1 protein-coding gene (cut by a window edge) is annotated in these 13,423 nt (G+C 71.8%); it reads left to right on the top strand.

Going from position 1 to position 13,423, the window contains the following annotated elements; all coding sequences use genetic code 11:
* Positions 1-13,423 carry the final stretch of a non-ribosomal peptide synthase/polyketide synthase gene (locus D7Y21_RS21365; RefSeq protein WP_121715371.1) on the top strand. 19,457 nt of this gene lie to the left of the window's left edge, so only the last 13,423 of its 32,880 coding nucleotides appear in the window; the start codon falls outside the window, past its left edge; the stop codon is at positions 13,421-13,423.

Raw genomic sequence — 13,423 nt, 5'->3', positions numbered from 1 at the left:
CGCCAAGGTGTCCCGAGAGGACATCGACGCACTGCTGGAGCACACCTTCGAGCACCACGCGAAGGGCACCGGCCTCATCGGCACGGTGGAGAGCGGCATCCAGCGGCTGCGCGAGGTGCGGGCCTCGGATGTGGACGAGGTGACGTGTCTCATCGACTTCGGCCTGGAGACGCCGGTCGTCCTGGAAGGACTCCAGCGACTGGCCAGGGCCCGCGAGGCCGTGGCCGCCGATGCGGCGTCACACTCGCGGCGCGTGCGCGGCGAGCAGGAGACGGATGCGGCGGAGTTGCTGTCCCTGGCGAAGCAGTCGGGCGCGGTGCTGGTGAACACCACGGCACGGCTGGCCCGCGCGTTGACGGACCTCCCGGGAGCACGCGAGGCCCTGGCCCCGGTAGGGGCATGGGTCCTGGAGAACGCGTCCGCGGAGCTGGCGTCGGCGCTCCAGCGCACGGCGGGCGGCGACGTGCTGCTCGCGGGGGAGGCCCGGGATGGCGGCCTGCTGCCGCGTGCACCGGAGGAGAAGCTGCCTCCGGGCCTGGACGTCTGGGTGCTGGACGCGGCCGGGGCGCCCGTGCCCGCGGGCGTCGTCGGAGAGCTGGCCCTGTCGGGCGCGGGTCTGCCCGCCGCCCTTTGGAGGGCGACGGGTGAGGCGCCGCACAGGTTGGTGCCCCATCCGCTGAGTGGCTCCGAGAGCCTCTACCGCACCGGCCGGCCCGTGCGCCTGCGCGCCGATGGCCGTGTCGAGGCCGTGAACCTCCCTGCCTTCAAGCTGCCCGCACCGCGCCCCGCGTCTCCTGTCGCCCCGAGCGCACCGGCCGCGACCGTGCACGCGGAGACTCCCAGCGCCTCCGGTGCGCTCCAGACGATCCCGCGTGCGCCGCGCGACCGGCCGTTGCCGCTGTCGTTCGCGCAGCAGCGCCTCTGGTACCTCCAGGAGCTGGAGCCGGAGAGCACCGCCTACAACAACGCGATCATCTTCCGGCTCACGGGTGCGCTGGATGTCACCGCGCTCCAGACGGCGCTCCACTCGCTCGTGGAACGCCATGAGGTCCTGCGCACCACGTACGCCCTGGGTGACACCGGCGCCGTGCAGGTCATCCACGCGACCTGCCCCCTGCCCCTGGAGACGGAGGATGTTCCCGGCGACACGGCCGAAGCACGCGAGGCCGCCATGCTTCGCCGCTGCCAGGCGTACACCGCCACGCCCTTCCACCTGGACACGGGCCCCGTGGCCCGCGCGCTGCTGCTGCGGCTGGCTCCGGACACGCACGTCCTCCACCTGCTCCTGCACCACGTCGTCTCCGACGCCTGGTGCGCCCTGGTGCTCAGCCGCGAGCTTCCGGTCCTCTACGCCTGCGCCAGCGCGGGTGTTCCCTCCGTCCTGCCGCCCCTGCCGGTGCAGTACGCCGATTACGCCGTGTGGCAGCGCACGTGGCTGACCGGGCCGGTGCTGGAGGAACAGGCCCGCTGGTGGAAGGACCTGATCCAGGGCACGCCGCCGCTGGAGCTGCCCACCGACCATCCCCGCCCCGCAGCGCAGTCCTACGCGGGCGCCGCGCACGCCTTCCACCTGCCTCGCGAGCTGTCCGAGCCGCTCCTCGCGCTGGGCCGCCGTGAAGGCGCCACGTCCTTCATGGTCCTGATGGCGCTGTTCCAGGTGCTGCTCTCCCGCACCTCCGGACAGGACGACTTCGCGGTGGGCACGCCCATCGCGGGCCGCTCTCGCCCCGAGGTGGAGGGCCTGCTGGGCTGCTTCGTCAACACGCTCGCCTTCCGCGCGAGGCTCCATGGGGCTCCGGGCTTCCGGGAGCTCCTCTCGCGCGTGAAGCAGCAGGCACTGGGCGGCTACGCGCGCCAGGACATGCCCTTCGAGCAGTTGGTGGACGTGCTCCAGGTGCCTCGCGACCTGAGCCGCACGCCGGTGTTCCAGACGGTCCTCAACGTCATCAACGTGCCGGAGGCCCAGACGACCGGAGGCGCCGGGCTCCAGATTGGCGGCGTGGACGTGCCGGTGACGACGTCCAAGTTCGACCTGAGCCTGGAGGTCTGGGAGCAGCGCGACGGCCTGCGCTGCCGCCTGGAGTACGCCACCGCCCTCTTCGACGCCGCGACCCTGGAGCGAATGGCGGAGCACCTGACAGTGCTGGTGAAGGCGGTCGTCGCCGCACCGGACGCACCGGTCTCCACCCTGTCGCTGCTCACGCCGGCCGCGCGCGAACAGGTGCTGCGCGGCTGGAACGACACGCGCGTGGACTTCCCCACCGGCGCCACGCTCCACCACCTCTTCGAGTCCCAGGCCGAACGAACGCCGGAGGCCCTCGCGCTCCAGTTCGAGGACCAGTGCCTCACGTACGCGCAGCTCGAAGCCCGGGCCAATCAGCTCGCGCACTACCTGCGTGCGCACGGCGCGGGTCCGGAGACCCTGGTGGGCGTCTGCATGGAACGCTCGCTGGAGATGGTGGTTGCGCTCCTGGGCGTCCTGAAGTCCGGCGCGGCCTACGTGCCGTTGGATCCGGCCACGCCCTCGGAACGGCTCGCCGGGATGTTGGAGGACACCGCCGCGCCCGTGCTCCTCGTGCAAGAGCGCCTCCGCGCCGCGCTGCCTCCGCATGCCGCGCACGTCATCGCGCGAGATGCCCACGAAGGCATCAGCACCGCGCTGCATTCGCATGCCGCGCACGTCATCGCGCGAGATGCCCACGAAGGCATCAGCACCGCGCTGCATTCGCATGCCCGGCACGGCATCGCTCGGGATGCGACGAGAGACGTCCACGCCGCCGCGCATGTCATCGCGCTCGACACCCAGTGGGAGGCCATCGCGCGCGAGCCCACCGTCCGGCCTCCGCCGCTCGCCGGTGAGGACTCCCTCGCCTACGTCATCTTCACGTCTGGCAGCACGGGCCGTCCCAAGGGCGCGATGAACGCGCACGCGGGCGTCGTCAACCGCCTGCGCTGGATGCAGGGCCGCTACGGCCTGACGCCGTCGGACACGGTGCTGCAGAAGACGCCGTTCAGCTTCGACGTGTCCGTCTGGGAGTTCTTCTGGCCCCTGATGACGGGCGCGCGGCTGGTGCTCGCGCGGCCCGGCGGACATCAGGAGCCGGACTACCTGGTGGCGCTGATGGCGCGCGAGGGCGTGACGACCACGCACTTCGTGCCGTCCATGCTGCGCGCCTTCGTGGAGGAGCCCGGCCTGGAGTCCCTGACGCGCCTGCGCCAGGTGATGTGCAGCGGCGAAGCCCTGCCCGCGGACCTGGTGCTCCGTGCCCAGTCGCGCTTGCCGCACACTACGCTGCACAACCTCTACGGCCCCACCGAGGCCGCCGTGGACGTGACGTCCTGGGAGTGCCCGCGCGACGAATCGCTGCGAGTCGTCCCCATTGGCCGGCCCGTGGCTAACACGCGCATGCACGTGCTGGATGCCCACGGCCAACCGGTGCCCGTGGGCATCCCGGGTGAGCTGTTCATCGGCGGAGTACAGGTGGGCCGGGGCTACTGGCGCCGCCCCTCGCTCACCGCCGAGCGCTTCATCCCCGACGCCTTCAGCGACACGCCCGGCGCCCGCCTGTACCGCACGGGCGACATCGCCCGGTGGCGCATGGACGGCACGCTGGAGTACCTGGGCCGCGCGGACTTCCAGGTGAAGCTGCGCGGCTTCCGCATCGAACTGGGCGACATCGAAGCCGCGGTCCAGTCCTGGCCCGGCGTGCGTGACACCGTGGCCGTCGTCCGCCAGGAAGGCACGGGAGGACCGCGCCTCGTCGCCTATGTTCGTGTCGACGAGGGGACGCTCGACGTGGCCGGACTGCGCACGTTCCTGCACTCGCGGCTGCCCGAGTACATGGTGCCCTCCGCCATCGTCCGCCTGGAGGCGCTGCCCCTCACCTCCAGCGGCAAGGTGGACCGCAAGGCCCTGCCCGCGCCGGACGCGCCCACCGCCGGACGCGCGGAGCCCATCGCCCCGCGCGACGACACCGAGCGCGCCCTGGCGGAGATCTTCGCGCAGGTGCTCGGCATCGCGCGGGTCGGCGTGCGGGACAGCTTCTTCGAGCTGGGCGGACACTCGCTGCTCGCGACCCAGGTGGCCGCGCGCGTGCGGGCGCGCCTGGGCCAGGAGGTGCCGCTGCGCACGCTGTTCGAAGCCCCCACCGTGGAGGCGCTGGCCCGGCGCATCGCTCCGTCCGGCTCCGTGGCGCCCGCACAGGCCGAGCCTCCGAAGGCCGATCCCACCGGCCTCACGCCGTTGACCCGTGGCGTGCGGCCCGCCGTGCTGCCGCTGTCGTTCGCGCAGCAGCGGCTGTGGTTCATCCATCAACTGGGCACCGCGGACACCGCCTACAACATGCCGTTCTCGCTCCGGCTGGAAGGCACGCTGGACCCTGTCGCGCTCCAGCGCGGCTTCGACCGGCTGGTCCGCCGGCATGAAGCCCTGCGCACCACGTTCCGCGAATACGAAGGGGCCCCGGAGCAGGTCATCCACGCTCCCGGTCCGCTGCCCCTGCGACAGGTGGACCTCACCGGCATCCCGGACCTGGAGCAGCGCCGCGCCGAAGCCACAGGGCTCGCCCACGCAGAGGCGCGCACTCCGTTCGACCTGGAGCAGGGCCCCCTCCTCCGGGCCCTGTTGCTGAGGCTGTCGCCCACGGAGCACGTGCTGGTGCTGAACCTGCACCACATCATCTCCGACGGCTGGTCCACCGGCGTCCTGGTGCGCGAGATGGGCACGCTCTACGCCGCGCTCTCCCAGAACCTCCCCTCCCCGCTGCCCGAGTTGCCGGTGCAGTACGCCGACCACGCGCTGTGGCAGCGCGACTGGTTGCAGGGCGCGGTGCTGGACGCGCAGCTCGGCTACTGGCGGCGGCAGCTGGAAGGCGCGCCGTCGCACCTGGAGTTGCCCACGGACCATCCGCGTCCCGCCCGGCAGACCTTCCAGGGCGCCCTGCTGCCCTTCACCCTCCCGCGGGCCTCCAGCGAAGCCCTGGAGGCACTGGCGAAGCGCGAGGGCGCCACGCCGTACATGGTGCTGCTGGCCGCGTTCCAGGTGCTGCTCGGCCGCTATGCCGGCCAGGACGACGTGCTGGTGGGCTCGCCCATCGCGGGCCGCCGCCACGCCGAGTCCGAAGGCCTCATCGGCTACTTCGCCAACACCGTCGTCCTGCGCACCCGGCTACTCGACGACGACACCTTCGTCTCGCTGCTTTCGCGCGTGCGGGACACCACCCTGGGCGCCTACGAGCACCAGGACCTCCCGTTCGAGAAGCTCGTCGAGGCGCTGCACCCCGCGCGCGACGCGTCCCGCACGCCGTTCTTCCAGGTCACCTTCACGCTGCAGAACGCGCCGCTGCCGCCGCTGGCCTTGCCCGGCCTGACGCTCCAACCGATGAACGCCGACCCGGGCGCCATCCGCTTCGACCTGGAGCTGCTGCTGCACCGCGCCCCCGAGGGCTTCACGGGCGGTCTCAACTTCAACACCGCCCTGTTCACGCCCGGCACGGTGGCCGGAATGGCCCGGCACCTGAACGTGCTGCTCGAAGCCGCGGTGGCGTCGCCGGAGATGCCACTCACGCACCTGCCGCTGCTGACTCCCGAGGAGCGGCACCACGTACTCGCCACCTGGAACGACACCGCGACGGAGTATCCGCGTGACGCCTCCGTGCCCGCGCTGTTCGCGGAGCAGGCCGCGCGCACGCCAGACGCCATCGCCGTGAAGATGCCCGCGAGTCCGGGGTCCTTCCCATCGGTGGACACGGCGCCGGGTGCTGCGCGTGAGCTCACGTATGGCGAACTGGAGCGCCGCTCGAACCAGCTCGCGCACCATCTGCGCCGGCTGGGCGTGCGGCCCGGGGACCGCGTGGGGCTGTGCATGGAACGTTCGCCGGAGCTCGTCACCGGCATGCTCGGCATCCTCAAGGCGGGCGCGGCCTACGTCCCCGTGGAGGCGAAGGCCCCGGCGGACCGCACGGCCTGGGTGCTCCAGGAGGCGGGCATCAGCGTGCTCGTCACGCAGGCAGCCCTGGCGGATGAACTGCCGGCGGTGACCGGGCTGTTCGTGCTGCTGGACGCGGAAGCGGACCTGAGCGCGAAGCAGCCGGTCACGCCGCTGGACGTGCGGGTGCCCGCGGAGGCGCTGGCCTACGTGATGTTCACGTCGGGCAGCACCGGCCGTCCCAAGGGTGTCTGCGTGCCGCACCGGGGCATCGTGCGCCTCGTCCGGGGCAATGGCTTCATCGCCTTCGGTCCGGAGCAGGTCTTCCTCCAGGCCGCGCCGGTCGCGTTCGACGCCTCCACGATGGAGCTCTGGGGCGCGCTGCTGCACGGCGCGAAGCTGGTGCTCGCACCGCCGCATGCGCTCTCGCTGTCTGAGCTGGGCACGCTGCTCGCCGTGGAGGGCGTCACCACGCTGTGGCTCACCGCCGCCCTCTTCGAGCAGATGGTCCTTCACGAAGGCGCGTCGGTCGCGGGCGTGCGGCAGGTGCTGGCGGGCGGGGACGTGCTGCCCGTGCCTCGCGTGCGGGAACACCTGTCGCGGATGGCGCCGGACGCCGTGCTCGTCAACGGGTACGGTCCCACGGAGAACACCACCTTCTCCACCACGCACACGCTGCGCGCGGGGGACACCGTGGAGCGCTCGGTGCCCATCGGCCGGCCGCTGGCGAACTCCACCGCGTGGGTGTTGGACAAGCACCTTCAGCCCCTGCCGCCGGGGCTCCCTGGCGAGATGTACGTCGGTGGTGACGGTCTGGCCTGGGGCTACCTCCAGCGGCCGGACCTCACCGCCGAGCGGTTCATCCCCCATCCCCACTCCGCCATGCCGGGCGCCCGCCTGTACCGCACGGGCGACCGGGCCTGCTGGCGCGACGACGGCACGCTCGAGTTTCTGGGCCGCACCGACTTCCAGCTCAAGCTGCGCGGCTTCCGCATCGAGCCCGGAGAAGTGGAGGCCGTGCTGCGCCAGGCCCCGGATGTTCGCGAGGCCGTGGTGCTCGCGCGCGAGGACGTCCCCGGTGAGAAGCGGCTCGTGGCCTACGTGGTCCTCGACGGGGACAGCGCCAGCACCGACCGGGTGAAGGCGCACGCGCAGCGGCAGCTCCCGGACTACCTGGTGCCGTCCGCCTGGGTGGCGCTGCCGTCCCTGCCGCTGTCACCGAACGGCAAGGTGGACCGCAGGGCCCTGCCCGTGCCCGAAGCGCCCCGGTCCACCGAGTCCACAAGCGAAGCCCCACGCAACGCCGTGGAGACACAGCTCGCGGCCATCTGGGCGGAGGTGCTGCACCTGGACGCCGTGGGCATCCACGATGACTTCTTCGACCTGGGAGGCCATTCGCTCCTGGCCACCCAGGTGGTGTCGCGCATCCGCTCGGCGCTGGGCGTGGAGCTGCCCCTGGGTGAGCTGTTCAACGCGCCCACGGTGGCCGCGCTCGCCCGGCACCTGGGCGCCACCACGAACCACCGCGAGCACGTGCCGTCCCTCACCCGAGTCCCGAGGCCCCCGCTGCTGCCGCTGTCGTTCGCGCAGCAGCGGCTGTGGTTCATCGACCAGCTCGAACCGGGCAGCGCCCTCTACAACATGCCCGTCGCCCTGCGGCTCCTCGGCGCGCTGGACGAGGCCGCGCTGAAGGGAAGCCTGGACGCGTTGATGGCGCGGCACGAATCCCTGCGCACAACCTTCCGCACGGAAGCGGGCCAGCCGGTGCAGCACATCCACACGCAGGCCACCGTGCCGCTGGAGCGCGTGGACCTGACCACGCAGGAGGACACCGAAGCCCGGCTGCGCGAAGCGGAGCGACTGGTGACAGCGGAGTCCCAGCGGCCGTTCGACCTGGAGCGTGGCCCCGTCATCCGCGCCCTGCTACTCAGGCTCGCGGCCGAGGAGCACGTGCTGGTGCTGCACCTCCACCACATCGTCTCCGACGGCTGGTCGCTAGGCGTGATGGTGCGCGAGCTCACCGCCCTCTACGCGGCCCTGCGTGAAGGCCGTCCGCCCGCGCTCCCGGAGCTGCCGGTGCAGTACGCGGACTTCGCGCTCTGGCAGCGAGCCTGGCTCCAGGGAGAGGCACTGGAGGCGCAGCTGGCATGGTGGGCCCAGCAGCTCGAAGGAGCGCCCCGGGCGCTGGAGCTGCCCACCGACAAGCCCCGTCCCGCCGTCTCCACCCAGCGCGGAGACACGGTGCCGGTGCACCTGCCCCTCACCCTGTCCGAGCGCGTGGAGTCCCTGGCGAAGCAGGAAGGCGCCACGCCCTTCATGGTGCTGCTCGCGGCCTTCCAGACGGTGCTGCACCACTACTCCGGCCAGGACGACGTGCTGGTGGGCACGCCCATCGCGAACCGTCGTCACGCGGAGACCGAAGGCCTCATCGGCTTCTTCGTCAACACGCTGGTGCTGCGTGGAAGCTTCGGCGCCCGGACGACGTTCCGGGAGCTGCTGGCCCAGGTGCGCGCCACGACGCTGGGCGCCTACGAGCACCAGGACGTCCCCTTCGAGCGGCTGGTGGAGTCCCTGCAAACGTCGCGTGACCTGGGCCGCATGCCGTTGTTCCAGGTGATGTTCGCGCTCCAGAACGCGCCAGTGCCGGAGCTGTCGCTGCCCGGCCTCACCGTGCGCCCCGCGGCCATCGCGGAGCGCACCACGTCCCAGTTCGACCTGAGCCTGGACCTGGACCGCCGTGAGGACGGCTTCCGGGGCAAGCTCGAATACGCCACGGACCTCTTCGAGCGTCCCACCATGGCGCGGCTCCTCACCCACCTTCAGGTGCTGCTGGAGGAGGTGCTCACGGATCCGGATGGACCGCTGTCCGGACTGTCCCTCGTTTCGGAGGAGGAACGGCGACAGCTCCTGGGCGACCTGGCCGGGGTCGTGTCGTCCTTCGACGGCGAGGGCACGCTACACGGCCACTTCGAGGCGCAGGTGGCGCGGACCCCGGACGCGGACGCCCTGGTGTTCGGGGAGACGACGCTGTCCTTCCAGCAGCTCAACGCGCGGGCCAACCAGCTTGCCTGGCAACTGCGGTCGCTGGGGGTGGGCCCGGAGGTGACGGTGGGCCTGTGCCTGGAGCGCTCGGTGGAGGCCATCGTCGCGCTGCTCGCGGTGAACAAGGCCGGGGGCGCCTTCGTGCCGCTGGACCCGGCCGCGCCCGCCGCGCGCAAGTCGTTCGTCCTCAAAGACTCTGGCGCGTCCGTGCTGGTGACCACGCGGGCCCTACTGGAGGCGTGGAGCCCGGACGTGCCCCACCTGGTGCGGATGGACGAAAAACTTGTCCGACTGTCCGACAGGTTCTCGGAGGACGCCCCGGCGGCGGAGGAAGCCCCGGAACCTGTCCAACTGTCCGACAGGTTCTCGGACAACCCGCCGCCGACGGCGGAGGATGGCTCGGAACCTGTCCGACTGTCCGACAGGTTTTTGGAGGACGCACCGGCGGAGGAGGAACACCCGGAACTTGTCCGACTGCCGGACAGGTTTTCGGAAACCGCCCCGGCGGCGGGCGGCTCGGAACCTGTCCGACTGTCCGACAGGTTTTTGGAAACCGCCCCGGCGGCGGCGGGCGACTCGGAACCTGTCCGACTGTCGGACAGGTTTTCGGAAACCGCCCCGGCGGCGGCGGGCGGCTCGGAACCTGTCCGACTGTCCGACAGGTTTTTGGAAACCGCCCCGGCGGCGGGCGGCTCGGAACCTGTCCGACTGTCCGACAGGTTTTTGGACAACCTGCCGCCGGCGGCGGTGCCGGGGAACCTCGCCTACGTCATCTACACGTCTGGCTCCACCGGCACGCCCAAGGGCGTGATGGTGCGCCACCGTTCGGTGCTCCACCTGCGCCATGCGCTCTTGCGGACCGTGTACGCGGGACAGCCGCCGGGGCTCCGGGTCGGCGTCAACGCGCCGTTGTTCTTCGACGCGTCCGTGTACCAGCTCCTCTGGATTGTGGATGGCCACTGCGTGTGCCTGGTCCCGGGGGACCTCCGGCTGGAGCCGGAGCGGATGCTCACGTGGCTGGAGCAGACGCGGGTGGACACGCTGGACGTCACGCCCGCGCAGCTGAAGCTCCTGCTGGACGCGGGGATGTTGGAGCGCCCCCGACTGCCGTCACTGCTGCTGGTGGGCGGCGAGGCCCTGGACGAAGTGCTCTGGCGGCGGCTCGCCGCGACCCGGCGCACGCGGGCCTTCAATACCTATGGCCCCACCGAATGCACCGTGGCGACCACCGCGTGGGAGCTGAAGGAACCGTCCCCCGCGCTGCCCGTCATCGGCCGGCCGTTCGACAACCTGCGCGCGTACCTGCTCGATGAACGGCAGGAGTTGGTGCCCTTCGGCCTGCCCGGAGAGCTGTGCTTCTCCGGTGAGGGCGTCGCGCGCGGCTACCTGGGCCGGCCGCACCTGACCGCCGAGCGCTTCATGCCGGACCCGTTCGGCACAGAGCCTGGAGCGCGCCTGTACCGCACGGGCGACAAGGCCCGGTGGCGCGAGGACGGGACGCTCGATTTCATGGGCCGCCTGGACTTCCAGGTGAAGCTGCGCGGCTATCGCATCGAGCTGGGGGAGGTCGAGTCCACTCTGCGCGCCCATCCCAGCGTCCGGGATGCGGTGGCCCTGGTGCGCGAGGACGTTCCGGGCGACTCGCGGCTCGTGGCCTATGTCACGCCGAACGTCGACACGGCGCCACTGCACGAGCACCTGCGAAGGCACCTGCCCGATTACATGGTGCCGGCCGCCCTCCTCGCCCTGCCCGTCCTGCCCCTGACGCCGAACGGCAAGGTGGACCGCAAGTCCCTGCCCGCGCCGGACGCATCGTCGCGCTCGGCACGGGGCTTCGAGCCTCCCGCGACTCCCACCGAGGAGCGCCTCACCGCCATCTGGGAGGAGCTGCTCCGCGTGTCCGGCGTGGGCCGTCACGACAACTTCTTCGAGCTGGGCGGGCACTCGCTGCTGGCCACGCAGGTAGTGTCGCGCGTGCGCGCCCACTTCGGCGTGGAGCTGCGCGTCCGGGCCCTCTTCGAAACACCGACCGTGGCGGGCCTCGCCCAGCGGTTGGCGGACGCCGCGCCCACGCCCGCGCTGCCGCCGCTGACGCGGACCCAGGGGGACGGACTCGCGCCCCTGTCCTTCGCGCAGCAGCGGCTGTGGTTCATCGACCAGCTGGAGCCGGGCAGCACGCTCTACAACATGCCCTTCGCGCTGCGGCTGTCCGGAGCGCTGGACGTCCCTGCCCTCCAGCGGGCCTTCGACGCGCTGGTGCAGCGGCACGAAACCCTGCGCACGACGTTCGAGACACATGACGGAACGCCACGTCAGCGCATCCATCCCGCGCCCACGGGAATGCTGCGCACGGAGGACCTGGAGGCCCTGCCCGCGAACGCGCGTGAAGCCGAGGTCTGGCACCGGGTGGACGCGGATGCGCTGCGTCCCTTCGACCTGGGCACGGGTCCCCTCGCTCGTTTCACACTGCTGCGGCTGGACTCGATGGAGCACGTGCTCCTGCTGTGCACGCATCACACCGTCTCCGACGGCTGGTCCTTCGGGGTGCTCGTGCGCGAGCTGGTGGCGCTCTACGAAGCCTTCCGCCAGGGCCAGCCGTCGCCACTGCCGGAGCTGCCCGTGCAGTACGCGGACTTCTCCCGGTGGCAGGCCTCGTGGCTGGAAGGCCAGGTGCTGGAGGGACAGCTCGACTGGTGGAAGCGCCAGCTCGAAGGGGCACCGCATGCGCTGGCGCTGCCCACGGACCGGCCCCGTCCGGTCCGCCGCTCCGCGCAGGGAGCACGGTGGCCCGTCCACCTGACGCCGGCCTCGAGTGACGCGGTGGAAGCACTGGCGAAGCGGGAAGGCGCCACGCCCTTCATGGTGCTCATGGCCGCGTTCCAGCTGCTGCTGTCGCGGTACGCCGGACAGGACGACGTGCTGGTGGGCACGCCCATCGCGAACCGCCGTCACGCGGAGACCGAAGGCCTCATCGGCTTCTTCGTCAACACACTGGTCCTCCGCGCCCGCTTCACCGCGGACACGTCGTTCCGGAAGGTCCTCGCGCAGGTGCGCACGACCACGCTCGGCGCGTACGAACACCAGGACCTCCCCTTCGAGCGACTGGTGGACGCGCTCCAGCCCGAGCGCGACCTGGGCCGCACCCCGCTCTTCCAGGCCCTCTTCGCGCTGCACAACACACCGGAGCCGGAGGTCGCCCTCCCGGGTCTGACGCTGAAGGCGGTGGAAGTCCCCTCCACGGCGGCGAAGTTCGATCTGGACCTGGCCCTCACCCGGCAGCCCGACGGCTTCCAGGGTGCGCTCACGTACAGCACGGACCTCTTCGACGCCGCCACGGTCCAGCGGCTGATGGAGCGCTGGAGCACGCTGCTGGAGACCGTCCTCGCCGCGCCCGACGCGCCCCTGGACCAGCGGACGCTGCTGACGGAGGACGAGCTTCGCCGGATGCATATCCCGCATGCACCGGCCTCCCGTCCCTCCGAAATCACGGAGGTCGCCCCACGCGACGACCTGGAGCGGGAGCTGGTGGCGCTCTGGGAGGAGCTGCTGGGCGTCCGCCCCATTGGCGTGACACGTCCGTTCTTCGACCTGGGCGGTCACTCCCTGCTCGCCGTGAAGCTGATGGCCCGCATCCGGGAGCGCTTCCAGCGCGAGCTGCCCCTGGCCGCCCTCTTCCAGGCGCCCACGGTGGAGACGCTGGCCCGGCTGCTGCGTCAGGCGCCCGCGGTCTTCTCCCCGCTCGTGCCCATCCAGCGCGAGGGCTCGCGGCGGCCCTTCTTCTGCGTCCACCCGGTGGGCGGCAACGTGCTCGCGTACGCGGCGTTGGCGAAGCAGTTGGGCCCGGATCAGCCCTTCTACGGGCTCCAGTCCCAGGGGCTCGATGGGAGCCGTCCGCCGCTCGACACGGTGGAGGCGATGGCGGCGCTCTACGTGTCCGCCGTGCGCACCGTGCAGCCCCACGGCCCCTACCGGCTGGGCGGCTGGTCCATGGGAGGCGTGGTGGCCTTCGAGATGGCCCGTCAGCTCCAGGCCCGGGGCGAGACCGTGGAGCTCGTGGCGCTCATCGATGCCAGCCCGGCGACGGATGACCGCGTGCCGCTCGACGTGGACGACGCAGACCAGGTGGCCGCGCTGTTCGAGCTCGACCAGGGCCAGCTCGCGACGCCGGAAGCGGCCACGGCGGCAGGACGTACGCTCCTGCACGTCTTCACCCGCAACCTGCGCGCCCTGAAGCACCACCGCCCTGGAACGTTCACCGGCCGCGTCCTCCTGCTCCAGGCGGGCGACGACCCGACGCGCGGAGATGACGGCTGGAGCGCGCACGTCCAGGGCCAGCTGACGCGCGAGGTGCTCCCCGGCACGCACTACTCGCTGCTGCGCGCGCCCCACGTCCAGCGGCTCGTGGAGCGGTTGACGGAGGCGCTCCAGGGCATGGCTCGGGACGCGTCCCGGTAG

The organism is Corallococcus sp. AB045, assembly GCF_003668895.1.
GTDB classification, from domain to species: Bacteria; Myxococcota; Myxococcia; order Myxococcales; family Myxococcaceae; genus Corallococcus; species Corallococcus coralloides.
This window is presented reverse-complemented; position numbering and strand designations above follow the sequence as displayed.